The following is a 24,560-nucleotide window of genomic DNA, read 5'->3' on the forward strand; positions in this document are numbered from 1 at the left end:
CTTAGCGGATCGGCGGCGCGTACTGGATTCCACCCTTATTCCAGAGCTGGTTCAAGCCGCGCGCGATCTGCAGCTTGGAGCCGGTCCCGACATTGCGGTCGAACGACTCGCCATAATTTCCGACCGCCTTGATGATCCGGTAGAGCCAATCCTTGGTGAGACCAAGCTGCTCGCCGAGATTGCCGTCGGTGCCGAAGGCGCGCTTCATGTCCGGCTTATCCGACTTGGCCATCTCGTCCACGTTCTTCTGGGTGATGCCCATTTCCTCGGCGTCGACCATTCCGAACAGCACCCACTTGACGATGTCGAACCACTGGTCGTCGCCATGGCGCACCATCGGCCCCAGCGGCTCCTTCGAAATCACTTCAGGCAACACCACGTGGTCGGCGGGATTGGCGAGCTTGAGACGCTCGGCATAGAGCTGCGAGACGTCCGAAGTGACGACGTCGCAGCGGCCGGATTCATAAGCCTTGAAGGTCTCGTCCGCGCCGGCGAATGCGATCACCTCGTACTTCATGTTGTTGCCCTTGAAGTAGTCGGCGAGGTTCTGCTCGGTCGTGGTGCCGGTCTGCACGCACACCGAAGCACTGTTGAGCTCCAGCGCTGAATTCACCTTCAGCGACTTCTTCACCAGGAATCCTTGTCCGTCGTAATAGGTCACGCCGGTGAAATTGGCGCCCAGCGAGGTGTCGCGCGACAGTGTCCAGGTCGTATTGCGCGACAGCATGTCGATCTCGCCGGACTGCAGCGCGGTGAACCGGTCTTTGGCCGACAGCGGCACAAACTTGACCTTGGTCGGATCGTTGAAGATGGCCGCAGCGACCGCGCGGCAGACGTCGACGTCCAGTCCGGTCCAGTTGCCCTTGTCATCCGGCGAGGAGAAGCCCGGCAGGCCCTGGCTCACGCCGCAGGACAGCATGCCCCGGTCCTTGACCGTCTTGAGCGTGTCGGCGTGAGCGCCGGGGCTTGCGACGGCGGTGGCGAGGGCAAGGGTGAAAGCCAGAGAAACGCGTTTCATGGGCACAGCCTTTCGAGGGTCGTCCTGAGCGTTGATACCTCACGCAGGTCAACGGGGCCGACCGGAATCCGCCATTGCAAACGCCATACCAGAATATGGCGTCCTTCGCGCAAAATGGACCGGAAATCGCGGCAAGCCCCTCAACGTGCAGCGATGGAATAGCGGCGCCATCACAGAACGACTGGCCTGCCGGGTCAAGGGGTTGACGCCCCTCTTCTGCATTCTGTTATTAACATTCCTGATCTGGATGAAATCCTGTCACCTGAACGACCGGAAAAAGACGCGGCGAACGCATGACATTTTCAAACGACGGCGCTGCGGCAGCGCAACAACAGGTTGAGACCCGGCTGGTGACGGCCGGCCGCAACCCAGACGCCCAATATGGTTTCGTCAATCCGCCTGTCGTTCATGGTTCCACCGTGCTTTATCCGACGGCCGACGATCTTCATGCGCATCGCGGCGAATTCCAATACGGTCGGCACGGCACGCCGACCACCAAGGCGCTGCAGGAGGCGCTGATCGCGCTGGAGGGGCCGCAATGCGCAGGCGTCGGCCTTGCGCCCTCAGGCCTAGCGGCGATCTCGACCACCCTGCTCGCCGTGCTCAAGGCCGGCGATCATGTCCTGGTCTGTGATAACGTCTATCGTCCCACGCGCAATTTCTGCACCGGCCTCCTGGCACGCTATGGCGTCGAGACCGGCTTCTTCGACCCGCAGATCGGCACAGGAATTGGGCAACTGCTCAAGCCTAATACACGCGCGGTGGTCGTGGAAGCGCCCGGCTCGCAGTCCTTCGAGATGCCGGACATTCCGGCCATCGCCGCGGTTGCGCATGCGCATGGCGCGCTCGTGATCGACGACAACACCTGGGCCACTCCGCTCTATCACCGCTCCCTCGAGCAGGGCGTCGATATCAGCATCCAGGCCGCCACCAAATATATCGGCGGTCATTCCGACATCATGTTCGGCACGATCTCGGCGAATGCGGCGGCGTGGCCGCTGGTCTCGGAAGCGATCCGGCTGCTCGGCGTCTGCGCCGGTCCGGACGATGTGTTCCTGGCACTGCGCGGCCTGCGCACCCTCGGCGTGCGTCTGGCGCAGCATTATCGTTCCGGCCTCGAGATGGCGCGCTGGCTCGCAGGTCGACCGGAAGTCGCGCGGGTGTTGCATCCCGCGCTCGAAACGGATCCGGGACATGCGATCTGGAAGCGCGATTTCACCGGAGCCTCCGGCCTGTTCAGCATCGTGCTGCAGCCGAAACCGCAAGCTGCCGTCGATGCGCTGCTCGATACGCTCACGCTGTTCGGCATGGGATATTCGTGGGGCGGCTTCGAGAGCCTCGCGATTCCGTTCGACTGCACGAGCTATCGCACCGCAACCCGTTGGGCGCCTGAAGGTCCGACCTTGCGGCTGCATATCGGGCTGGAGAATGTCGAGGATCTGAAGGCCGATTTCGAGCGCGGTTTTGCCGCGTTCAACGCGGCCTGAGACATCTGCCTGCAGCCCGGCTCCGTTGCTTCATGATCGAGGTCTATCCCTCTCACGCCAGAACGTTGCGCTAATTGCCGCTCTCCTGATCGGCCCGTCCTCCCAAGGAGGTCAAGAACCGCAGCGCGGCGTCGCGCGTTTCGGAAGAATTGAGGATCCCGAGATGGGCGGTGGCGAGGACCGGATCGAATTGCCCCTGGCCAACAAGGTCGATCGTCTCGGCACCGGCAAGACCGGCGCTGGCGGTGAAATCATGCGCCTTGCCGTCGCGATCTTCGGCGGGCACGCCCGGGAGGGTGCCATCCGGCAGACTGTTATAGACGAAGTCGGGTGTTCCCGGCTTGTTGCGGATGACCAGGTAACGCGTGGGACCTGGCGTCTCGCCGGCGCCGTTCAGGACGCTGAGGAGTTGCGTGTGGTCGGAGCCGTACTCATCGCATAGCGCGCTGTGCGGCGTGAAGCCGCCGCCGCTCGGCAGCTGATAGACGTTGGCCGGATTGGGCGAGCAGTCGACAATGCCGTGATTGGGACCGTCGATGGCAACCAATGCCCGCACCTTGCGATAGGCATTGTCCTGCAGCATCCATTCGCGCGCCACGGTAACACCGAGGCTGTGGGCGACGATGTCGATGCGCTTGGCGCCGGTGAAATCGAGCACCGCTTTGACGAATTCGCGCAGCATCGGAACCGCCGTAGCCGTCGTGTGCGAAATGCCCGAGCGATGGGTGTTGTCCTGCGCCAGATCACACTGGTCGCCTTGATAACCCAGCCCCCAAAGCTCGCTCGCGCGGTAGCCGTGATCGATGAAGAACTGCGCAAAGGCCTGCATGCGCCCGAATGGATTGCAGGCGGTCGGGAACGGCGTATCGTTATTGCCGTGGAGGAAGATGATCGGGACGTGCTCGACGCGACCCACATCGGAGCCGAAGCCAATCACCGGCTGACCGAGATAGAAATTCCGGATCACCGGGAAACGATCGGGAAACGTCGTGCCGATCGCGCCACTGTCGCCTGGCGAGGCGGCGGTCGCCGATCCTCCAGGGCATAGCTGGAGCAGAATTGCGATGACAGGCGCAACGCAAAGAATTTTTCTGGTCATGGTTCCCTCCCCTGGGAATATTCACCATCCTGGCGCACACATACTGGTTCGGCGAACAAATTCGGGGCAGGAACTCCTGGATTTTTTTCGCGCTCCGCCGAACGGCTTAACAAAATCGTCATATCGACGACAACTGCCAGACGGAAGCGAACGCCGATCCTGCTAGTACATCAGACCGCCACCCGGCAAAACTCTCCGGCGAAGCGCAACACGATTGGGTCGACAAAGTCGACAGTACCATCGAGGAGGCCCGCTCTCTAACCGCGGTTGAACGTTCAGGCTTGCGCCCATTTGACGAAGGCGGATTCCGTCTCATGAAGCACGACCTCGCGGTCGGCCATGCTCATTCAGATAGGCTAAGTCCGCCTTACCGGCTCAGCGTCTGCGAACCATGCTGACGAGACTTGAAGATCAGCATCACGTTGCGAATATAGATGATGTTGGACAACAGCTGACCGAAGATGATGACAGGCTCGCGTTTGACCAGTCCGTAGATCAGCGTCATCACGCCGCCGCCGATCGAGAAGAACCAGAATGCCAGCGGCACGACGCTCTTGCCGGCGCGCTCGCTTGCGATCCACTGCACCAGGAAGCGCGCGGCGAAGGCGAGCTGGGCGGCAAGGCCGAACGCGAGCCAGAAGTCGAACTTGGCGACGAAGATGTCGTAGATGTAATTGCCGAGTGCCTGCCCGTATTGGATCAGCATCAATTCACCTCGGTCGCGATCGGCGTCGGCTTCTTGCGGCGGATCAGCCACCATACGCCCAACAGGTCCATGATCCCGATCCACAGCCGGTCGAAGAAACCGTAGTTCGACACGCCCGACCGGCGCGGCCGGTCGATCACATCCACATAGGCGATGTCGAAGCCTTCCCGGCGCACCAGCGCCGGCAGGAAGCGATGCAAGCCGTCAAAATAGGGCATCATCAGGAACACGTCGCGGCGAAATGCCTTCAGACCGCATCCGGTGTCGCGCGTGCCGTCGTGCAGCACGGCGTTGCGGATCCTGTTGGCAAGACGCGACTGCAGTTTCTTGAAGCCGGTATCCTTGCGACCGACGCGCTGGCCCGCGGCGAGACCGACACGCGCTCCCCCCTTTTCGATTGCCGCAATCAGGTCCGGCAGGAACGCTGGATCGTTCTGACCGTCGCCATCGAGGGTCGCAACGATGGCGCCGTAGGCCGCGCGCACGCCGCTGCGGACCGCGGCGGATTGGCCGGACGAATTCTCATGGCGAAGTACCCGGAGATTCGTTCGCCGCGCCATCTCGTCCGCGAGACGTTTAGCCGTGTCATCGGTCGAGCCATCGTTGACGTAGATGATCTCGTACGCCCACAAGCCATCCAGCGCGGCCGCGATCTCGGCAATCAGCGGCCCGATATTGCCGGCTTCGTTCCGTACGGGGACGACAATCGAGACGGCCAAGGGGTGTTCGGAAGACGGCAAAATCGACGCTCGTGGTGGAAGGGATCAATCCAGGCGGGCTGTGCGCCCTTGCGGTTTCCCGTGGGGGGCTTCTTATGGGGCCGGGCCCCGCCTAGCAACCCCTTTGAGGGGGAAGGCAGGCGGGAGAAAGTCGGGGCAAATTGGCCATGGCGGCCCGATCAACGTGGTACGATTTGGCCGCCGTCACCGACCGCAAAGCCCAGCTGGCGCGTGGCGAACCAATATCGCACCAGCATGGCGCCAACGAGGCCCACCAGAGCGCCGCCGACCACGTCGCTGGGATGATGCGCCAGCAGCACCAAGCGGCTCAACGCAATCGCGACGGCATAGAGGTAGATGGGAATCCGCAACCGGGGCCATACCGCGGCCACGGCAAAGGCGAGCGCGAAGGCGGTCACGGCGTGGGCCGACGGCATGCTGAAATAAGCCTCGGTGCCGTTGAACGGTTGAAAATTGAATGCATTCGCCTTGCCGCCGACGAAGGGGCGGCCACGACCGATCGCCCATTTCAGGACCTGGGCACCCAGAACCGGGCTCAGGACCGCGATAAACAGATATTGAAGATGCGTTCCGAGATGCAGCAAGCGCCTGCGCGAGCCCCGCGGCCAGAGCGGCGCCAGCAACGCCACCACGACCAACGCGGCGGCGAGGGCTGCGAGCACATATTCGTCCTTGCCGAAGTCGGTGAAGATTCGGACCGGCCAGAGGGCGGGTGTGCCGCGCGGCGGCATCAATCCGATCGCCGTGGTGTCGAAGGTGAACACCAACAGCAGAATCAGACCGATGCTGACTGCGCTCAGCGCAAATAGCTGCTGCCTCAGACGGCCCGCAGCCACGGCCTGGTGCGGCGCCTGGGACGGGCGCACAAGGCGCGCAAGTCCCTGCCCGACCACGGCCACGAGATTCGCGCCGTACCCGGGCGCCTTCGCGCTCGCCTCGGGAGCAGTCATTACTCGGTGCCTTCCGACCGGAAGATCGAAATCGTGACCGGGCGTCCTTGCGAGATGTTATAGCCGTCGATGCGCTTGGCGACGTTGTAACGAAGGCCGATCGCTTCGGCGCGCTGGACGAAGCTGCGCTCCGAGCGCTGCTCCACTAGCGCGAAGCGGCAGGTGCCCTGACTCAGGAAATCTGCGGCGCCCGAGCCGTCGGTCAGTAGAGTCGATGAGCCCGTCATGAACACGAGGCTCGGCTCGTGAAAGCCGGCCGCCGCCGCTTTCGGCCCGACGCAAACGACATTGCGCAAGGCGCGAGCAATCTCGGCACTCGGAAACAATGGTGTCAGCGCCGGCAGCACCACGCCATACACCGCGAAAGCAAGGAACATGGCGGAGACTGCCGCATTCAGCATTGACCGCTCGGCCCGCCCGTCCTCATACAGCCACCAGGCGAACAGGCCGAAAATCAGTGCGGCCGCCACGAACGGCCAAGCCAGGAACACCGGCTGCCGGGTGACACTGATCGCACCGATCACGGCGATCAGCGAGGTGATCGCCGGAATCGCAAACCACCAGGCCGTTCCGCGCCGGAGCCACGAGCGCGACAGCACGCGGCGCTCCAGCGCACCGACCGTGAGGATCGCAATCGCCGGATAGAGCGGCAGCACGTAATGCGGCAGCTTGGTCAACACGGCCTCGAACACGATCCAGGACGGCACCAGCCACGCCAGCAGAAACTGCGCGCCGGGCTCCCGTCGCGCCTGCCAGACCGCGGGCGCCGCCATCACCGCGAGCGGTGCACCGGGCCAGAACGTGATCCAAAACAACAGCAGGTAAACGCCGGGCGGTGCGCCATGCGACTCCTGCGCGCTGATCTTGGCCAGCATGTCGCCGCCGACGGAGTCGGTGAAGAAGGTCTCTCCGGCTCGCAGGAAAATCAGGATGAACCAGGGCAGCACCAGCACCAGCATCCACATCAGGCCCCAGAGCGGCCGCAAGCGCCACAACCACGCGGCCCCGCGATCCATGATCGCGAGTGCGGCGATCGTCAGCCCCGCGAACATCAGGATCAACGGTCCCTTGACGAGGATGCCGGCGGCGAGCGCCGTCCAGAATATCGCGGGCCAACTCCACGGCGGACGTTCGGGATCCTCGCCGCGCTGCCAGGACAGGTAAACCCGCGCCAGCGCCCCCATCGCAGCGACGACGGTCAGCAACAGCATCGCATCCGTCTTGGCCAGCCGAGCCTCGACCCCGAGCAGCACCGAGCAGCACATCATCAGTGCAGCCAAAACGGCGCCGCGGCGGGTCACGAAGGCGAGCGCAGTCCAATAGGTCAGGAGAGACGCGCCGATCGCGCCGATCAGGGACGGGATGCGATAGACCCAGATGCGCAACTCTGCGCGCGGAAGACCGAGTGCGGATGCCGTCTCCACTGCCGCCGATTGCAACCAGTAGATGCCGACCGGTTTCTTGTACCGCACGTCGTCCTGGAAGCGGATATCGACGTAATCGCCGGTCTCGACCATCTGCTTGGTGGCCTGCGCAAAGCGCGCCTCGTCGCGGTCAATCGCAGGGATGGTGAAGAAGCCCGGCAGAAACACGAGCAGCCCGCAGACGAGCAGGAACGCGACCGCCCGCAGGTGGCTGACGGTGACAACATCGAGGAACCGCGCCAGCCGGTTACCTGGATTGACCAGGTTCTTCGGCTCGCGGGGCTCTCCGAAACGGGGACGGGCATAGGTCTCGACCATGGGGTTCCGCATACGCTGAAACCACCGTGTCGACAACCGCTTAGCGAAATGTCACTGAATTCTGACCACAACTGTGTCCGCGGCGCCAACAGCGTCGATGACGGTCAGGCGCGCAAAACCCGGCCCCGGCGGGTCGATCAGACGCTGCCGCCGGCTGTCGATCTCCCCGACCGCCAGCCCATTGACCAGCATCGTCATGGGCAGCACTCCACCGGAGATCTTGACCGGCATGGCGGCCGCATCCACACCGACCGAGCGATCGACGTCGATCCGCGACCCATTCAATGGGAACTGGATATGGGGCGCCTGCTCGGTCCCGGCTCGGACCAGCTCCCCGAACGGCCGGAACCGCCGGAGCGGCAACGGCAACTTGGAATTGCTGGCCAGCAACGCCCCCTTCGGCGGCTTCGGCAATGCTACTGGGAGCTTGCCGGTGCGGGCAAAGGCATCGAACAGGATCGGCGCCGCTGCCAACCGGCCGATCAGCCCGGGAACCGGCGCGCCATCGGGGCGGCCAACCCATACCCCAATCGTGATCCGTCCGTCGAAGCCGACGGACCAGGCATCGCGATAGCCGTAGCTGGTGCCGGTCTTGAAGGCGATGCGGCCGCGTACGGCGTTTTCCGGTGGCGGTGTCCCCAACAGCACATTGCCGGCCTGCCAGGCTGCCACCTGGTCCATCAGCCGCATGGGCTCCCGCGCGTCATCCCTGCCCATGATCTCGCGCAGCGGCTTGGTGCTGCCGAGGCGCGGGAAGCCGGAATAGAGCTGCGCCAGATCCTGCAAGGTGACGCCAACGCCACCGAGCCCCATCGCAAGCCCCGGAGCCTCATCTTTCGGCAGGACGAGATTGGCGCCCGCCTGCTTCAGCCGCGAGGACAGCCGGCTGGCGCCGACCCGGTCGAGCAGCACGATCGCGGGCACGTTCAGAGACAGCTGCAGCGCTCTGCGCACCGGAACCGTGCCCTGATAGGTCATGTCGAAATTCTCCGGCGCATAGGAGCCGAAGCGCACCGGCCGATCATCGATCAGGCTTTCCGGATGCACGAAGCCGTCCTCGAAGGCCAGCCCATAGATGAACGGCTTCAGAGTCGATCCCGGCGAGCGCACTGCGCGGGTCATGTCGACCTGCCCTGCCCGCCGCGCGTCGAAATAGTCGGCCGAGCCGACATGCGCGAGAACGTCGCCGCTGGCATTGTCGACCACGATGATGCCGACCGAGATATTCGGCCCCAGGTTCACGGCGCGATCATGCGCCAGCGGCTCCAGCACTTTCTGCAGGTTGGCATCGAGCGTCAGCTGGATCAGCGATCGATCTTTGACCGCGGCGGCCGCCTGGTCCGCCGCATGCGGCGCCAGGATCGGCATGGGGTGGCGCAAGCGTGGCACCGGTTGCGCTTTCGCCTGCGCCACGTCCTCTTCGGACACGACATGCTCGGACACCATACGGTCGAGCACGCGATCCCTTCCCTTCCTCGCAGCGTCCGGATAGCGGTCGAGCCGGCGCGTCTCCGGCGACTGCGGCAGCGCGACCAGCAGCGCGGCCTCGGCCAGCGACAGCCGTTTCGGCTCCTTGCCGAAATAGGCGATCGAGGCGGCGCGAATGCCTTCGAGATTGCCGCCGTAAGGCGCGAGCGTCAGATAGAGATCGAGTATCTCGTCCTTGCTCATCTGCCGCTCGATCTCGAGCGCACGCACGATCTGCCGCAGCTTGAACTGCAGCGAGCGGTGCTGCCGCGGCTCGAGCAGGCGCGCGAGCTGCATGGTGATGGTCGAACCGCCCGAGACGATATGGCCGCTGGTGGCGAGCTGAACCGCAGCGCGTGCCAGCGCCTTGGGATCGACGCCATGATGCTCGAAGAAGCGCTGATCCTCATAGGCGAGCAGAAGCTTCAGGTAGGTCGGATCGACATCCTTCTTTGCATCGACCGACAGCCGCCAGCGGCCATCAGCCATCGCATAGGCGCGCAGCAGCTTGCCGTTGCGATCGACGATCGTGGTGGACACGGCGCGCGCCTCTTGCAGCGGCAACGGACCGAGGGAGATGATCCAGGCTGTGAAGATGACGATCACCATCGCAAGCAGGACAGCCGCGATCGTCACCAGGCGTCGTGCCGTACCCCACCTCACTCCGTCAGGACCGGCCAAAGCCGCGAAACGCGTCTTCACCCAAGAGCCCCGAATGCCCCCGCGTTTCTGTCGTGCGTCGGGCGAAGACGCGGGCGGCCGGGACAAGCCCGGCCACGACGGAGTTTGAGGTTCCGCCGCGGCTCCTAAATCTGGCCCTGTCTCGCTCATTTCACCGCGCGAACCTCGACCGATCCGGTTCCCGTCCGACCATAGCGGGAGGGATTGTACATGTCTTCCACATAGGCTTGCGGCAGCACATATTTGCCGGGCGATACCGCGCGCACAACGTACGCCACCGTAAACACCGCCTTGGAATCCGCGGCGCGATCGAGCGCAGCAGTGAAGCGGTCATCGCGGAACTCGGTATTGACCGGTTCCTGGCCGTCCTCGATCCAATCGAGCGTGCCGCTGTCGCCCGACGACACCAGATGCGGGTTGTCGATCTCAAGTCCTGCCGGGAGATAGTCCGACACCATGATGTGACCGAATTCCGGCTTGGCCTCGGTGATCTTCAAGACCACGGCGAAACGGTCGTTCTGCCTCGCCTTCGAGATGTCGGCCGGCTTGCCGTCCAGCGTGTAGTAGCTGCGCTCGATCTTGAAGCCATTGGCGGCAGCGGGCTCGGGTGTCTGCGGCGAGCCGGAGACCGAGACCACCGCCTGCACCGGCGCGTCCCCGGTGTTGCTGATCTTGAGCGACTGGCCGGCAAGCTCGGACGCGCGGTAGCTGCGGTACAGCGCCGTCTTCACCGCCTGACCGTTCACGTCGAGCGCAAGCGTCTCCTTGGCGAGCGCCCGCGCCGCGAGCACCAGCCACGCATTTTCTTGCGTCGAGGTGTAGGGCGTGAGCCCGCGCGCGGCTTCGACCCGCGCAACGGCCTGGGTCAAGGTCGCCTTCGGCGCATTGCCCTCGCCTGCAAGTGACACCAGCGCCGCGGCGTCGCGCAGATCGGAGCCGTAATCGGTGCGGCCAAACACCAGCGCAGGCTTCGGTGACAGGCTGTCGACTGCGGCTGCATAGACCCGCTCGGCACGGGTTCGGTCCCCGACCAAAGCGAGCGCCGCAGCGAGTTGCGATTTCGCGATCGGAGTGGCCAGATTGCTCAGCTTGGTGTCGGCGAGATAGCGCAGATCGCCGATCGGCGCCACGCCATTGCGCGCGAGTACATAGAGGCCGTAGGCAAGATCGCGCCCGCCGGTTTTCTCAGGCTCCTCGGCATTGACCACCGAATTCCTGACGCGGTCGAGCGCGCTCTTGAACAGCACGTCGGGCACCGCAAAGCCCTTCTCGCGGGCGCGGGTCAGGAAGTCCGTCACGTAAGCGTCGAGCCAGGCATCGTCGCCACCGGCCGACCACAGGCCGAACGAGCCGTTGGAGCCTTGGCGGGCAAGGAGCCGGTCGATCGCATCGCGGATGCGCTGGTCGACCGCAGTATCCATCGCCAAATGCGCCCCCGCCGCAAGCTCATTGACATAGAGCAGCGGTAGCGCCCGGCTGGTGATCTGCTCGGAACAGCCATAGGGGTAACGGTCGAGCGCCTTGAGGATCGTCGCCGCATCAAGCGCGCTCGACAGGCTCGCCGACAGCGAGACCGTGCCAGTACCCGGTACGAGGTCGGAGAACATATCCGACGTCAGCGTCAGGCTCTCGCCCTTGGCCAAGGTGCGGATCGAGCGCCGCGCCAGCACCTGCGTCGCCGGCTTGACATCGAGCTGATAATGCCGCGCCAGCGTAAGCCCATTCGGTCCCCTGATATCGACGTCGAACTGCGCGGTTCCCGTGCCCTCGGCATCGAGGCCGAGGCTCGTAGAGGCGCGTTGCTTGGCGGCCAGTTTCATCGTCGTGCTGGCGTTGCCGGCGATCTTCACCGGTCCGCTCGCCCTCACCGCGATGGTGTAGTCGCCGCCGGCGCCTTCGACGTTGTCGAGATCGAAGCTCATCGTGCCGTGATCCCCGTGCAAGAGGAAGCGCGGCAGGGTTGCCGTCAGCACCACCGGATCGCGTACTGTGACGTCGGTCGTCGCGCGGCCGAGCTTGGTCGCGGTCCACGCCACCGCCATCACGCGCGCCGTGCCGGCGAACTCCGGAATGTCGAAACTAATCGCCGCGGTGCCGTCGGGGCCGAGCGTGACAATGCCCGAATAGAGCGCGAGCGGCTTCTGCGTCGGCGGGCTGCCCTGCAGTTCGGCGCCACCGGAATCGCCGCCGGTCTTGATCTGGCCGCGGCTCCCCTGCATGCCGTCGATCAGCTGGCCGTAGAGATCGCGGATCTCGGCCGCGAGCTGCCGCTGGCCAAGATAATAATCGTCCGGCGCCGGCGGCTTGTAGTTGGTCAGATTGAGGATGCCGACATCGACCGCGGCAACGACAATCTTGGCATCCTCGCCGGGGCTGAGACCGCCGAGCTTGACCGGAATCTTCAAGGTCGAGCCTGGCCGCACCAGCGACGGCGGCGTCAGGCTGACGTTCAACGTTCGCGTCGCCTTGTCGATGCCAAACCATTTCAGCCCGATGGCGCGTCCCGGCATGCGCTGTGCCGCCGTGTCGAGCGGACGGCGCAGGGTGGCGACCACATAGGCGCCAGTGCCCCAATCTTTGCCGACGACGAGCTTGACCTGATTGGTGCCCTCCTTGACGTCGGTGCTCTGCGTCGTCAGCAGGCGATCGCCGACGACGTTGACGGTCAGCTTGCCGGCGGTGCGCGCGTTGACCGTCACGATCATCGGGTCGCCCGAGGCGTATTGCGGTTTGTCGATCGACGTCTCCAGGAGATCCGGCGTGTCGGCGCTGCCGTCCGAATACCAGCCGACATCGAACTGCACCGAGGTGATCGGACCGTCGGCGTCGGTCGATTTCACGTCGAGCCGGTAGCGCCCGGCCTCCGGCCCGAAGCTGAGCCGCGTTGGCTTGTCGGCCGCGATGCTCACGTCGCCGTCCGCCACCCGGCGGGTGGACTTCACCGGCTCATAGTCCCAATAGGAATTCTGCCGGTACCACTGATAGCGGGACTCCATCTTCAACAGCTCATAGCGAAGGCCGCTGCGGGCGAGCGCCTTGCCGTCGGGCGAGACGAACACGACATCGAAATCGGCCTTTTCGCCCTCGCCGATGCTGCTGCCCGCAAAGGACGGCTTGACACCGATCTGCGCGGCAGTTGCCGCCACCGGCAGCGTGAGCTTGCGCTCGACGGCACGGCCACCGGTCTCGGCCATGCGGATGAAGATCTGCGCCTCCTGCGGGCGGGTCGAGGTCGGCGGCTTGTCGAGGCTCACCGGGAACATTGCCGTGCCCTTGTCGTCGGTCTCGGGCAGGTTCTCGATCGGGGTGCGCTCGTTGGAAGCTGTCTCCTCGTCGGCAACACCGAACTGATAGCCGGCAAAGCCCGGCCGCTCCGCCGCTGATGTGATCAGGATGTCGCCTTCGAGCTGCAGGTTCGAGGCCGGCGCGCCATAGAGGAAATGACCATCGACCTTCACCTCGGCCGGCGCATCCGCCTTGATCATCTTGTCTTTCGACGAGAGATCGAACTCCAGCCGCTCGGGGATATAGTCCTCCACCATGAAGGAGGTCTCGCCGACGGATGCGCCCTTCGGATCGGTGAAGGCGCGCACGCGCCAGGTGCCGGCCGGCACCGCCGAGTTGAGCGGCACGGCATAGCTGCGGCCGCCGGCGCCCTGGTCGGGCAGAACGGCGCGACGGAATTCCACGCCGTCGGGGCGCTCGACCACGAGCGTCAGCGGGCTGCCGGTGAGCGCATTGCCCTGCCCGTCGCGCAGCAGCGCCGTCAGATAGACCGTTTCGTTGGAGCGGTAGACGCCGCGCTCGGCATAGACGAAGGCATCCGGTCCTGTCGGCGCTTCGCGCCCGGCAACGCCGCGGTCAGAGAGGTCGAACGCACTGCTCTTCAGACTGAGAAACGCATAATCGGTCTTCTCGCCCGACACGGTCAGCATGGCCGGCGACAGCCCGCCTTCGCCGCGCGCCAAGCCGGTTTCGAACAGCGCGTGTCCGGCGTCATCGGTCTTACGCGTGGCCAAAATCTCGTTATTGCGCGCGATCAGCCGCACCTCGGCATGGGCGACCGGCGCGGTCGAAGCCAGCGAATTGACGAAGACATGGATGCCGTCATTGCCGGAGAAGGCGGTCACGCCGAGGTCGGAGACGATGAACCATTGGGTCGCGAGCTGGCCGTCTTCGTCGCCATTGGCCGCCGGTGCCTTGGCTGCCGCAGTCATCACGTAGACGCCGGGCTGCAACTCGCCAATCGCCTCATCCACCGGGAAAGCGGTGGTGACGTCCTGGTTCAAGGTCATGGCGGTCGCGAGCTCGCCCGACCACACCTTCATGCCGCGCTCATTGCCGAGATCGGTGAGCTGATAGCTCGACAGCGGCCGCTGGAAGTCGCTGTCGATGACGGTGTTGATCAGGTTGCGATCGCCGATCCGGAACACGTTGATGCTGACCGCCGGGGTGTTGACGCTGACCAGCGGAATGCCTTTCTGCGCGGTGCGCGGCAGCACATAGGCCTTGCCGGTGAAGCGCACGAACGGTTTGCGGTCGCGCACATAGATGTTGAACTCGGCCGATTTGGGCAAAGTCTCCTTCACCGTCGAGGGCAGACCGGCGCGCAGATTGATGTTGTAGCGCTCGCCATGCTTGAGGCCCTCGACGCAGAGTTGCTTGTCCTCAGAGCTCAGCGCCGGCTTGTCGGCACCGGCCAGCGTCACGAACGGGGTGAAGTCGGTCCGCTTGGCGAGATCCTCCGAGAACTGGAAGCAGGCGCGTGGGCTCGCGGAGTCGGAGTCGACGGTGTAGTCGAGCAGGCGGAAACCGTGCTCGTCGCGCAGTCGTTCGTACTGGCCTCTGACGTCGGCGACCTCGCGCAGGTCGAGCGACAGCCTGAGAGCATCGAGCGCCGGCCGCCACAGCTTGCGGTCCGCCATGGTGCGGCCGATCATCGCCAGCGCATCGGCCTCCTCGCCCGCATTGCCGGCGCGCTGATAGGCGATATAGGCGGCGGTGGAGGCGCGCTCCAAGAGGACGGTCTGCTCGGTCGAATTGGCCGGCTTGACCTGGAAAACGATGGTCCGCGCCAATCGTAGCCAATTGGCGGCATCGTCGGGCGCCGTCGCGGAGATCTGTCCGAGGATCTGCAGCCCGCCGCGGGTATCATTGCGGCGGAACGCGGCGTCGGCATCGCTGCGCAGCGTGGCGACCGGCTTGTTCACCGCCCCCGCCTCGCTCTTGATCTGGGCCTCGAGCTTGATCGCGGCGTCACTGAGATCGTCACGCTTGAACGCCTTCTCGGCCGCGGAGGCGGCAGCAAGGCCGGGCACCAGCGCGGCGCAGAGGGCGGCGGCGCGAACCAGACCGATCATGGGGAACTCCTTCGGAAGCCGCGGGTCATCGCCCGCGTTTTTGCCGATTCGTGGCGAGGTTGGGCGCGAAATGGTGAAAGACTGATCGCAGCCGACGCGGGTTGGCCGCCAGAACGGAACGTCTTCGTGGCGCAATTCCAGCAGCGCCCGAGGTCTCGGGGCAGCAGGCCGTTCATCTCGGGCGAGACTTCGCAAGCCATTTCACAAGCCCTACCGTACCGACGGAAGCCGCGTGGCCGCGGAGGCCGTTCATTCGGTCCCGCAGGCGTGAAAAGTGGCATTCTGGCACTCCCCCGCCCCGCTTTGTCTGCGCAGGATCAAATCCGGTTCGGATCATCTTGGCGAACCGGACAATTTTTCATATAGCGGTGGTATTCAAGCCGACACGGCGGGCCGACTCGCCCGGTGCCAAGACGGTCCCGTAGCTCAACTGGATAGAGTAGCGGATTTCTACTCCGCGGGTTGCAGGTTCGAGTCCTGCCGGGATCGCCACATGCTCGAGAGGCCGGCTTGGGCCCGCTTACGATGCGGCGTGCGGCGCGTCGTCCTTCGTCCTGCTCTCATCGCATTTTCTCAACTGCCGTGTCGGACACCAGGACGCTCGAACGTCCTAGGTGTGCGAAGTGGCTGGTCGTTGCGATCGAGCTGACGCGCGTTATCCAAAAAGGGGCAAGCATGCCGAAAATGATCTTCATCAATCCTCCCGTGACCGACCTTGCCGCTGCGACGGGTTTCTACACAGCTATCGGCTGCGCCCGAAATGCCGAGTTCAGCGACGAGCGGGCGTCGGACCCGGCCGGAATGCCGTCCTAGTGTGGTCCGACGCCGGCATTCGCATCCTACTCGGCAGGCATATTTGCGACTCTTGGCCTCATAGATCCACTAGCCAACTTATCGATGTGAGTGAGCTTCGGATTCGACGTTCGCGTCTCGATATTCGGGCAGATTGAGCGAACGTCGAATCTTCTCCACGAGCTGCCCAGTCAAGGCAGCAACTAACAAGCCTCGGAGCTGGAAGCGCGGCACCCCGACAACTCGTGCGATATCCGCACCGTTCTTTCGTGCGCGGGCCCTCGCTGCAGTCACCTCAACCGAGATGCATCGCAAGTCTTTCTCGCGATGAACACCCTGCGACCGCCGCCGACATTAGATGGGATGTCGTACGACATATGACTCACTTCGGGCGGATTTCGAGAATCGATCGAAACCTGCTGGAAACTTGTGTTCGTTAGGCTCGGACCATTCATTTCAGATTGGGAATTGACATGACCGCAATTGGATACGGCCTGATTGTCGCTCAGACGCGCGACTCGGAGTTCGCCACGATCGCCGCCTTCTGCTTGGCGGGACTCGTTCTAAGCTTTGCCCTCGCCTATCTTGGAATGGACCTGGGTACCGGAATCTCCGGCTAACACTACCCTAATGCCGCCTCAGAGAGGCGCTTCCGTCCGCACGTGAGCGGGCAACGTGCCCGTGCGCTTCCCCAGGCGACGGCAAGACTGGCTTGGCGTCGATCCCGATCAAAAGAAGCCGACACTCAGATCGAGACCGTAGCTGGCCGCCAGCAGCGAGACCGCAAGCCCTGCCAGACCGAAGATGAGAAGGATCTTCAGCGTCTCGCTTCCGACGATGGTCTCCGAGACGCGGGAAATAGCTCGAGCGATTGTAGCAGCCATGGCGTCGTCCTCCGGGAGATCCCGTCCCCCACTTACACCGCATTGGTTACGTCCGCTGTGAAGTAGTTCACGCGCGCCGCAACAAAGCGCAGTCGCTACATTCTCGTGAGGCAGTCAAATTAGCCTGAACTTGACGTTCGCTAACACGGACCAAGGGCTCCAAGCCGCAGCGGCCAATGAGGGAGATCGAACCCGTTGGCAGCGGTACCGGGCAACGGTACCGGCATGGGCAAGTTGCGGGCGTCTTCAATGAGATTTCGACGGGACTGCCCGCAGAGCTCGCAAAGCGATGGACGCCAGCCAATCTGCCCTTCGAGCAGCGCTCGACCTGACGAGGGGATCACGAGGGCGCAAATACCCGCAGTCAGCCTGCCAGGTGACGTGCCGCAACGAACACCGCGGTTGCGCAAACCGCCAAAGCTGAGAATAGGCCGGCGACGCTCCGCGTCAGCCGAGCACGCGTTAAATGCCTGGCCATTCGATTTCTCCATCGATCTGGGACGTTAATGGACCAGAGGCGCTGTCGTTCCTGTCCTCCGGCTTCAGTCGCGATTCGATGACAGGCTGATGCGGGTCACGATGTCGGCGCGCCCCGGTCCCTTCCGGCCCGCAGCCATCATAAGGGCACGGAACTACTTCCGGGGAGCAATGGTTCTATGTGGATTGGACATGCAACACGCCTGTCGAGACCCGTAGGAGGATCAAATGTCGACCCGAAAAGTTCGGCTGCTCGGCCGCACGGCCGTTGCCGCTTCAATTCTCGGCCTGACGCTCGGCGCGCTGGCGCCGACAAGTGCGAATGCAAGACCGCGACATTGGCAGAGTGGAGGCGCGGCAGCTGCGGCCGTCGCCGGCGCGGTCGGTTTCGGTCTCGCGGCCGCGGCAGCCCGCGACGCCTATGCCTACGACTATGGCGGGCCCGCCTATGTCGACGGTCCGGTCTACTACGGTGGACCGGCTCATTACGACGGGCCAGGTTACTACGGCTACTACCCTGCCGGCCATTTTCCGTATCAGCGTTACGGTGGCGACAGCCCTTATAGCTATTGCGCGCAAGGCACCACCTGGAACTGCCAGTGAGCTCTGCCGAAGCGGCGCGCCGTACCGCACTTCAGAAGTGGAGCCAGTACAGCTCCACTTCACCTAGCGAGGGGCGCGCGATCCTGTCGGGCCGATATCGATCCCACCGACCAGGGCAACGTGCTTGCCCAGCGTGCTCGGCGACGTAGACCTGGTATCGCGCGCGCCTGCACGGCTTGCCGGCCTCAGCTCTGCACCCACAGCAGCACGGCAGCGGTGGCGAGCAGCGGCAGGAGGCCGGCTGCGATCGCGATCCAAAAACCACCCTCTCGGAGCTTATCCATCGGACGGCAACGCAGGCCAAGCGACCTGGTTGCTGACTGCCCATCGTGGCCGCTCCGCGCCATGACGCGAGCGGTAGCGAATTGAACCTGGACGATTTGAAACTGATCGCGGCCCGGTTCGTATCTTAGGCGCTGACACCGTTTGGTAGAGACCGCCTGCCGTGACCGATATCAAGGACATGCCGGAGCGCAAGACCGACAACATCAGGCCCAGCTGTCCCAACTGCGCAACGCCGCTCTGGCTTCGCCAGACCATGCTCGACCCTCGCCGCGGCCGCACGGTTCGGCTGTTCGAATGCGGCAGTTGCGGCGAGCGGCTTTGGGACGATTGACCACGCGGCCACGTGAGGAGGCTGCCGGACACGCTACCTGGGAACCAGATGCCTGTTCCCGCGTTGGATCGCGCCTCTGGAGACGATCCGATGAAAGACATGATTGCACATCTGGACAAGCTCCGAGCCGACGCCGCCGAATGCGCCATGATCCGCGATCTGACGACCGATCGCGCCAAGCGCGAGCTGTTTGGACGTCTGGCGGACCACCTTGACGTTCTCGCATCCGAAGTGGAGCGCGCGGTCCAACGGCAGAAGCGTGCCGAAACCAAACCGTAGCGGCTCGTTCAGCCATCCTGGTAGCAACGGCCGCCGACGCGCCAGCGTCAGATCGATCGAGGTTGTACATGACGCGCGCAACAACCGCGAAATGCTCCCACCGTGTCCGTGCAGCAGCGATCACAACGCGCGAGTAGCTATCCCTCAGCAACCCCAATCATATGTCAGACGAACTAATTCCGCAGAACGGGCGTGGTTAACCAGCATTAATTGAATCTCGTCCATACTTACAACCTTTTAGGGGCTTTTTCTGTAATAGATTCCGTACGCGCACCCTGTTTCCGCAACTTCGCCGCAAAAAGTGCACGAAGCTGGGTTCCAAATTCCGTTGTTAGAAACCGTCTAAAGCAATCACAACGGATCTGCTCTAGCCGGGTTCTATCAGGGATATGCTACAAAGTTGATCAAGCTCAGTCCTCGCACCGCGTACAGAGATCACATATGACAACCATCGTAAAATCTATCCCAAGCTTCCATGACGCCAGCCTCACTGCCGAGCAATTACGTACCGTTCTGATGCTCTGCGGAGCCGCTGTGTTTGGAGCCCTGCTCCACGCCAGCTATGGTCTCGACCTGAGCTACGGCTTCTTCTAAGTCGGGGCTTCATTCAGCGGTTGGAGCCCGCCGGCAGCGGCGGGCTTTTCTACGTCAAGAAGCGCCTTATTGTCGTGGCTCGACCGCACCATCATATTTCAATGTCGCTTTTGCACACCCTCGCCGCTCCAATTTCACAATTCTGCCGCGCGCCAGTTGATGCTTACCCCTGGTGATGTTGTGTGCGTGTGGGGTGGAGTACGTAATGCGTTCGCCAATGTATGATCTCTATCAGATGAAGCCAGACCGGTTGCCCAAAGGCGCGCGCTCGGCCTGGCTCCGAACCCGGCCGAATGAGCCGCCCCCCGCGCCGGAGGATTGGATCTTCGTCGGCAAGGAACGACATCCGAGCAAATGGACCATCGCCGAGATGAAGGAGAAAGGCGTGAGCTACCGCGAGATTCCGAGCTGGCTCTCACGTCGCTCCACGGGCGAAGCATCGCCGCGCTCACCGGAGAGTTCAGCCGCCTGAACCTCGCATTCGCAGCTTCAATGCCCGCGAGGCGCCGCGCCGAGGTCGATCGGCCTGATGCTCAGAGCCACCGGAATCATCAGCCCCAACATCGACAGCGTCCAGAATACGTCGATATAGGCGAGCAGATCGATCTGATGTTGTAGCGTCTGCCCGACCCAGGCGATCGCCTGCCCTGCCGCGTCGCTTGCATTGGATCCATGCGCCTGAAAGTAGCGTGTCACCGCATCGATCGTCTGCTGATACCCGATGTCTGACGGTGCCGCGTGCTCGATCAGCCTGCTCTGATGGAATTGCTGTCGTTGCGCCAGCATGGTCTGCGACAGTGCCCCCCCATCGAGCCCCCGATATTGCGCGCAACATTGATCAGCGCCGAGGCTTGGTTGGTCTTGTTCGCTTGCCCCCCGTCATAGGATGCGGTCGTGACCGGCAGAAAGAGAAACGGCAGCCCGACGCCGAGCATGGCGCGCGACATCGCGGCGTAGCCGTAGGTGATGTCGCCGTTCAGCCCGGTCAGATACCACATCGCGAGGGCGACGACGGCGGCGCCGAACACCAGGAGATATTTCGGCTGGACGACGCTGACGAGGCGCCCGACGATCGGCATCATCATCGTCACGATGCCGCCTGGCGACAGCACGAGTCCGGCCAAATACGCCGTGTAGTTGAGCTCTGCCTGCAGCAGCTGCGGCAACATCTGCGTGGTTGCGATCAGCACCGCCCCGGTCGCCAGCATCACGATGAAGCAGGCGCCGAACTGGCGCCGCCCAAGCAGACTGATATCCACGATAGGATCTTCGCGGCTCAGCTCCCAAGGTATCAAGGCCAACAGGCAGACCCCCGCGAGCAATGCGACGCTGAGGATCATGTTCGAACCGAACCAGTCGTTGCGCTGCCCCTCGTCGAGCACGAATTCCAGCGAGCCGAGCCCGATCGCGAACAGCGCGAAGCCGATGACGTCGACGCGCAGGCCATTGCTGAGCAGCCGTGCCCGCTCCTCCTCCGCGCCCGACGGCTCGCCCACGAGGGTACCGACGAGGAACAGCGACAACAGGCCCATCGGCACATTGATCAGGAACACCCAATGCCAAGAGTACGTATCGGTGATCCAGCCCCCCCAGCGTCGGGCCGACCACAGGCGCGACCACGACGGCTACACCGTAGATCGCGAATGCCTGTCCGCGTTTCGCGGGAGGGAACGAATCGGCCAAGATCGCCTGCTCGCTGGTCGCCATGCCGCCGCCGCCGAACCCCTGCAGGATGCGGAGCACGACCAACGCCTCCAGGCTCCACGCAAAACCGCACAGGAGCGAGGCGAGCGAAAACACGGCGACGCAGATCATGTAGAAGCGCTTGCGGCCGATCACGGTGGCGAGCCAGCCGGAGATCGACAGCACGATCGCATTGGCCACGAGATAGCTTGTGATCACATAGGTGCTCTCGTCGATGCCGACGGCCAGCCCACCCGCGATATGGCGGAGCGCGACATTGGCGATCGTGGTGTCCAGCACTTCCATGAAGGTGGCGATCGAGACCACGAAGGCGATCAAATAGGGATTGTGGCCGGCGGCAGCGGACCGCTCCGGCGACCAACCGCCAGCAGCAGCGCCGCCTTCGGCAGCGTCGGTCATCGCACCTTCGTCCAGGGTACGACCGACATGCCCGGTCCGACCGCCAGATCGGCCGGCCATTCGTCGATCGTGATCTTGACCGGCACGCGCTGCACGACCTTCACGTAATTGCCCGTGGCGTTCTCTGCCGGCGGCAGACTGAAGGCCGTGCCGGAGCCCGGCTGTACCGATGCCACACGCCCGGAGAGCTTCCGGCTCGGATAGGCGTCGATCCGCACCTCGACCAGCTGCCCCGGGCGCATGTCGGCGAGTTGGGTCTCCTTGTAGTTCGCGACCACCCAGAGCTCGTCCGGCACGAACATCATCAAGCTCTGTCCCGCAGTTGCCAGCGTGCCTTTCGCCGCGCTCAGTTTGACCACGCGGCCGGCCTCCGTGGCCGTCACGTTCGTGTATTGCAGGTTGAGCTTGGCCTGATCGAGCTGGGCCTGCGCCTGCTGCAACGAGCCTTTGGCGCTTTCAAGCTGCGCCTGCAGGGTCTTTATTCCGAGCTCAGCCGCCGTCAATGCCGCCTTCGTGCGCGTCGTGTTGGCCTGTTGAGCCTGCAAGTCGGAGCGGGTCTGCTGCTCACGCTGAACCGTGCCCGCCCCCCTCTCGACGAGATCCCGTGCGCGGGCTTCCTCCTGCTGGGCGAACTCGAGCTGCGCCTGGGCCTGTTCGACCTGCGCCTTGGCCTGTGCGATCTGCTCGCGCTGGCTATCGATTTGCGCCTGGATGTTGTCGACATTGGCTTGTCCCACGGCGACTTGCCCTTGCGCCTGATCGACCGCAATTCTGTAGTCGCGATCATCGATGCGCGCGAGCACGTCGCCGGCTTTGACATGCTGGTTGTCGGTCACCGGAACATGGGTGACGTAACCGCCAACCTTCGGCGCCACCGAATAGCTGCGCGCTGCGACGAAGGCGTCATCCGTGCTCTCGTAGTGGCGCGCATTCAACCAATAAGCAAGCGCACCGATCGCAGCTATCAGCAGGATGCAAACGCCTGCCGCTGTCAGCACCGGATGCGCCCGCAGCCGATCCGCCAGCGACCGTTTGTGCTCGGTCTGCGCCTGCTGCTCTCTGCTCTCTGCCCTCCTGCCCGCTCTTGCGATCCTGCTCCGCGGGCTTCGGCTCGGATCGCGGCTCAAGCGCTTGCGCCTTGTCCGCAGACAACCCGCGCGATTTGGTCTGGGCATCCACGGCAAACACCTCGGCTTGAACTGTCGATTGCGCCCCTGCGCGACGGCTTCTGCCAAGTAATTGTCTTGCGCGAGCTTCGTTCCCGGCTCGCTTTCGCAGCTGCTCAAGAATGGCTGCGATCATCAGCAAAAGGCCGCCCCGATGGACGGCCTCGCGCGTGTTGAACCCGTGCGCGCCCGACAGGGGTCACACGATCGGAACGCCGTAATAATCATTGACCGCCCGAGTTGCGGCGACGTCCGACCAGTTCCACTCCCGGTCATCGCTGTAATGTGGCGCGCCGCGCAGCTGGCTCTCGGTGATTCCGGTGACGTAGCCGCCCAGCCGTGTATCGTATTTCAAGGACTGCCAGGGCAGCGGATAGTGATCATTACCGAGGCCGAGGAACCCGCCGAAACCAAGCACGGCGTAAGACACTCTGCCGCTCTTCTTGTCGATCATGACTCGCTCGATCGTGCCGATCTTGGTGTCATCAGGTCCATAGACCGATGTCCCCTCGACTTTGTCGCTGCCGATCAGACTACCGAATTCGCGTTGGTCAATTGACATAGCCATGTGAAGCCTCCGTCCGAATGGAAAATTTGAGCAGAGCGCTGTTGCCAAGTTCACAACGACGCCGACCGCTCCGAATTGTTCCGGGGATTGCCAAAGCGCGGTCGTACCGGGGCGGTGGACATCATCGGAATTGACCGCGCTGACTAGAAACGTTCCGTAGCGAACGCCGTTGACCTGCAGAAACGCGGAGAAGACGTGAATGGCAGACGACCAGATCCCTTCGATGTCTCACCGACGAATGGTCGCCGGCGGAGCCACCTTGGCCGCAAGCGTCCCTCGTTTCTGCAACGGCGAAAGGACGCGAGCCAATGGCAGGCGAGAATGGCCAAGCCCCCATCAATCAGGACCTCATCAATCCCGTCGACAAATATCCGAAGCCTCCATTCAACAGGCAGTCGCAGCCTTGACCAGGGCCGGCGGGTCAGATGGATCCCCGTCCCGATCACGGCGAAATCAGCTACAAGGGCTCCGCGCGCCTTGTCGGTCGCAAGGCGCTGATCACCGGCGGAGACTCCGGCATGGGGCGCGCCGCGGCGATCGCTTATGAGCGCGAGGGCGCTGATGTCGCCATCAATTACTATCCGACCGAAGAGCCGAATGCCCGGGAAGTGATCGCGCTGATCAAGGCCGACGGCCGCAACGCTCTCGCCATTCCTGGTGATCTCCGCGATGAGCGGTTCTGCCAGGAGTTGGTGCAGCGCGCCGTCGAAGGACTCGGCGGCCTCGATATCATCATAAGCAACGCCGGACGCCAGCAGGCTCGACAATCCATCCTCGACATCTCGTCCGAGGACTTCGATGCGACCATGAAGACCAATATCTATGCGCCGTTCTGGATCATCAAGGCGGCGCTGCCGCACCTGAAGCCCGGCTCAGCCATCATTGGCACGGCGTCGGAGCAGGCCTATGACCCTTCACCGGACCTCTATGATTATGCCCAAACCAAAGCAGCGACGATGAACTACGTGAAATCGCTCGCCAAACAGCTGGGTCCCAAGGGTATTCGCGTCAACGCGGTCGCTCCGGGGCCGATCTGGACGCCGCTGCAGGTATCAGGCGGCGCGACGATGGAGAAACTGGAGAAATTTGGCGGGCAGACGCCGCTAGGACGACCGGGACAGCCGGCCGAACTGGCCTCGATCTATGTCCAGCTCGCAGCCGCCGATGCGAGCTACGCCAATGGTCAAGTGTACGGCTCGTCGGGCGGCTCGGGGCAGCCGTAGGCTGC

The 24,560-nt window shown here is 63.6% G+C and carries 18 protein-coding genes, 1 tRNA gene and 3 pseudogenes; 10 read left to right on the plus strand and 12 right to left on the minus strand.

Features of this window, described 5'->3' with window-relative positions; translation table 11 throughout:
• Nucleotide 1 precedes the first annotated feature (1 nt).
• Nucleotides 2-1,018 carry an amino acid ABC transporter substrate-binding protein gene (locus QXZ85_RS20290; RefSeq protein WP_315703862.1) on the minus strand — a complete coding sequence of 339 codons (1,017 nt, stop codon included), beginning with the start codon at nt 1,016-1,018 and terminating at the stop codon, nt 2-4.
• A gap of 293 nt (nt 1,019-1,311) precedes the next feature.
• Between QXZ85_RS20290 and metC the strand changes: the two genes are divergently transcribed.
• On the plus strand, nt 1,312-2,505 hold the full coding sequence (gene metC, locus QXZ85_RS20295) for a cystathionine beta-lyase (protein ID WP_315703861.1): 1,194 nt from the start codon (nt 1,312-1,314) through the stop codon (nt 2,503-2,505).
• A 70-nt stretch (nt 2,506-2,575) separates the two neighbouring features.
• On the opposite strand, the gene QXZ85_RS20300 is transcribed toward metC, so the two are convergent.
• The 7 genes from QXZ85_RS20300 to QXZ85_RS20330 all read right to left on the minus strand — a co-directional run bounded on the left by QXZ85_RS20300 (nt 2,576) and on the right by QXZ85_RS20330 (nt 15,250).
• Nucleotides 2,576-3,604 carry a hypothetical protein gene (locus tag QXZ85_RS20300; protein ID WP_315742101.1) on the minus strand — a complete coding sequence of 343 codons (1,029 nt, stop codon included), beginning with the start codon at nt 3,602-3,604 and terminating at the stop codon, nt 2,576-2,578.
• A gap of 367 nt (nt 3,605-3,971) precedes the next feature.
• Nucleotides 3,972-4,310, minus strand: a complete 339-nt coding sequence (locus QXZ85_RS20305; protein ID WP_315703859.1) for a lipid-A-disaccharide synthase N-terminal domain-containing protein — start codon at nt 4,308-4,310, stop codon at nt 3,972-3,974.
• Nucleotides 4,310-5,029: a glycosyltransferase family 2 protein gene (locus tag QXZ85_RS20310; protein WP_409977493.1), complete on the minus strand. Its 720-nt coding sequence runs from the start codon at nt 5,027-5,029 to the stop codon at nt 4,310-4,312. The genes QXZ85_RS20305 and QXZ85_RS20310 overlap by 1 nt, the downstream gene beginning before the upstream one ends.
• 179 nt (nt 5,030-5,208) lie before the next feature.
• Nucleotides 5,209-6,000: a phosphatase PAP2 family protein gene (locus QXZ85_RS20315; protein WP_315703857.1), complete on the minus strand. Its 792-nt coding sequence runs from the start codon at nt 5,998-6,000 to the stop codon at nt 5,209-5,211.
• Complete coding sequence (locus QXZ85_RS20320) at nt 6,000-7,742, minus strand: glycosyltransferase family 39 protein (protein ID WP_315742100.1); 1,743 nt, start codon at nt 7,740-7,742, stop codon at nt 6,000-6,002. Before QXZ85_RS20320 ends, QXZ85_RS20315 begins: the two co-directional genes overlap by 1 nt.
• Nucleotides 7,743-7,793: 51 nt before the next feature.
• Entirely contained in the window at nt 7,794-10,040 is a 2,247-nt protein-coding gene (pbpC, locus tag QXZ85_RS20325) for a penicillin-binding protein 1C (protein WP_315703855.1), read from the minus strand.
• Nucleotides 10,037-15,250 (minus strand): alpha-2-macroglobulin, encoded by a 5,214-nt coding sequence (locus QXZ85_RS20330; protein WP_316174745.1) that lies wholly within the window; start codon nt 15,248-15,250, stop codon nt 10,037-10,039. The genes pbpC and QXZ85_RS20330 overlap by 4 nt, the downstream gene beginning before the upstream one ends.
• A 415-nt stretch (nt 15,251-15,665) precedes the next feature.
• Here QXZ85_RS20330 and QXZ85_RS20335 point away from each other — a divergent pair.
• The 3 genes from QXZ85_RS20335 (at nt 15,666) to QXZ85_RS20345 (ending at nt 16,662) form a co-directional block, all read left to right on the plus strand.
• Nucleotides 15,666-15,742: transfer RNA gene (locus tag QXZ85_RS20335), tRNA-Arg, on the plus strand.
• Between the two features lie 183 nt (nt 15,743-15,925).
• Entirely contained in the window at nt 15,926-16,063 is a 138-nt protein-coding gene (locus QXZ85_RS20340; RefSeq protein ID WP_409998206.1) for a hypothetical protein, read from the plus strand.
• A 452-nt stretch (nt 16,064-16,515) separates the two neighbouring features.
• Entirely contained in the window at nt 16,516-16,662 is a 147-nt protein-coding gene (locus QXZ85_RS20345; protein WP_315703853.1) for a hypothetical protein, read from the plus strand.
• A 108-nt stretch (nt 16,663-16,770) separates the two neighbouring features.
• Here the strand turns inward: QXZ85_RS20345 and QXZ85_RS20350 are convergent, their stop codons facing one another.
• Complete coding sequence (locus QXZ85_RS20350) at nt 16,771-16,926, minus strand: hypothetical protein (RefSeq protein WP_315703852.1); 156 nt, start codon at nt 16,924-16,926, stop codon at nt 16,771-16,773.
• Nucleotides 16,927-17,631: 705 nt separating this feature from the next.
• Here QXZ85_RS20350 and QXZ85_RS20355 point away from each other — a divergent pair.
• From QXZ85_RS20355 to QXZ85_RS20375, 5 genes are all read left to right on the plus strand, one after another.
• Nucleotides 17,632-18,006 (plus strand): hypothetical protein, encoded by a 375-nt coding sequence (locus tag QXZ85_RS20355; RefSeq protein WP_315703851.1) that lies wholly within the window; start codon nt 17,632-17,634, stop codon nt 18,004-18,006.
• Nucleotides 18,007-18,451: 445 nt separating this feature from the next.
• Nucleotides 18,452-18,622, plus strand: a complete 171-nt coding sequence (locus QXZ85_RS20360; protein ID WP_315742050.1) for a hypothetical protein — start codon at nt 18,452-18,454, stop codon at nt 18,620-18,622.
• A gap of 90 nt (nt 18,623-18,712) precedes the next feature.
• Entirely contained in the window at nt 18,713-18,901 is a 189-nt protein-coding gene (locus QXZ85_RS20365) for a hypothetical protein (protein ID WP_315703849.1), read from the plus strand.
• A 441-nt stretch (nt 18,902-19,342) separates the two neighbouring features.
• Complete coding sequence (locus QXZ85_RS20370; protein WP_315703848.1) at nt 19,343-19,495, plus strand: hypothetical protein; 153 nt, start codon at nt 19,343-19,345, stop codon at nt 19,493-19,495.
• Between the two features lie 205 nt (nt 19,496-19,700).
• Nucleotides 19,701-19,967, plus strand: a complete 267-nt coding sequence (locus QXZ85_RS20375) for a hypothetical protein (protein ID WP_315742049.1) — start codon at nt 19,701-19,703, stop codon at nt 19,965-19,967.
• Nucleotides 19,968-19,984: 17 nt separating this feature from the next.
• Here QXZ85_RS20375 and QXZ85_RS20380 read toward each other — a convergent pair.
• The 3 genes and pseudogenes from QXZ85_RS20380 to QXZ85_RS20390 form a co-directional block, all read right to left on the minus strand.
• Nucleotides 19,985-21,598: pseudogene (locus QXZ85_RS20380) on the minus strand (DHA2 family efflux MFS transporter permease subunit).
• Nucleotides 21,595-22,777: pseudogene (locus QXZ85_RS20385) on the minus strand (HlyD family secretion protein). The pseudogenes QXZ85_RS20380 and QXZ85_RS20385 overlap by 4 nt, the downstream one beginning before the upstream one ends.
• Nucleotides 22,778-22,963: 186 nt before the next feature.
• Nucleotides 22,964-23,332 carry a PRC-barrel domain-containing protein gene (locus QXZ85_RS20390; RefSeq protein WP_315703845.1) on the minus strand — a complete coding sequence of 123 codons (369 nt, stop codon included), beginning with the start codon at nt 23,330-23,332 and terminating at the stop codon, nt 22,964-22,966.
• Nucleotides 23,333-23,531: 199 nt separating this feature from the next.
• On the opposite strand from QXZ85_RS20390, the pseudogene QXZ85_RS20395 reads away from it, so the two are divergent.
• Nucleotides 23,532-24,555, plus strand: a pseudogene (locus QXZ85_RS20395) (SDR family oxidoreductase).
• Nucleotides 24,556-24,560 lie beyond the last annotated feature (5 nt).

It is taken from the genome of Bradyrhizobium sp. SZCCHNGR1005 (assembly GCF_032489995.1).
Taxonomy (GTDB): domain Bacteria; phylum Pseudomonadota; class Alphaproteobacteria; order Rhizobiales; family Xanthobacteraceae; genus Bradyrhizobium.

Bases quoted from the DNA above. Each gene is read 5' to 3' on its own strand.
- QXZ85_RS20375 (WP_315742049.1), top strand. From the start codon at position 19,701: ATGCGTTCGCCAATGTATGATCTCTATCAGATGAAGCCAGACCGGTTG.
- QXZ85_RS20305 (WP_315703859.1), bottom strand. From the start codon at position 4,310: ATGCTGATCCAATACGGGCAGGCACTCGGCAATTACATCTACGACATC.
- QXZ85_RS20345 (WP_315703853.1), top strand. From the start codon at position 16,516: ATGACCGCAATTGGATACGGCCTGATTGTCGCTCAGACGCGCGACTCG.
- QXZ85_RS20370 (WP_315703848.1), top strand. From the start codon at position 19,343: ATGACAACCATCGTAAAATCTATCCCAAGCTTCCATGACGCCAGCCTC.
- metC (WP_315703861.1), top strand. From the start codon at position 1,312: ATGACATTTTCAAACGACGGCGCTGCGGCAGCGCAACAACAGGTTGAG.
- QXZ85_RS20365 (WP_315703849.1), top strand. From the start codon at position 18,713: ATGAAAGACATGATTGCACATCTGGACAAGCTCCGAGCCGACGCCGCC.
- pbpC (WP_315703855.1), bottom strand. From the start codon at position 10,040: ATGAGCGAGACAGGGCCAGATTTAGGAGCCGCGGCGGAACCTCAAACT.
- QXZ85_RS20350 (WP_315703852.1), bottom strand. From the start codon at position 16,926: ATGGCTGCTACAATCGCTCGAGCTATTTCCCGCGTCTCGGAGACCATC.
- QXZ85_RS20355 (WP_315703851.1), top strand. From the start codon at position 17,632: ATGTCGACCCGAAAAGTTCGGCTGCTCGGCCGCACGGCCGTTGCCGCT.
- QXZ85_RS20390 (WP_315703845.1), bottom strand. From the start codon at position 23,332: ATGGCTATGTCAATTGACCAACGCGAATTCGGTAGTCTGATCGGCAGC.
- QXZ85_RS20330 (WP_316174745.1), bottom strand. From the start codon at position 15,250: ATGATCGGTCTGGTTCGCGCCGCCGCCCTCTGCGCCGCGCTGGTGCCC.
- QXZ85_RS20300 (WP_315742101.1), bottom strand. From the start codon at position 3,604: ATGACCAGAAAAATTCTTTGCGTTGCGCCTGTCATCGCAATTCTGCTC.
- QXZ85_RS20315 (WP_315703857.1), bottom strand. From the start codon at position 6,000: ATGACTGCTCCCGAGGCGAGCGCGAAGGCGCCCGGGTACGGCGCGAAT.
- QXZ85_RS20340 (WP_409998206.1), top strand. From the start codon at position 15,926: ATGCCGAAAATGATCTTCATCAATCCTCCCGTGACCGACCTTGCCGCT.
- QXZ85_RS20290 (WP_315703862.1), bottom strand. From the start codon at position 1,018: ATGAAACGCGTTTCTCTGGCTTTCACCCTTGCCCTCGCCACCGCCGTC.
- QXZ85_RS20320 (WP_315742100.1), bottom strand. From the start codon at position 7,742: ATGGTCGAGACCTATGCCCGTCCCCGTTTCGGAGAGCCCCGCGAGCCG.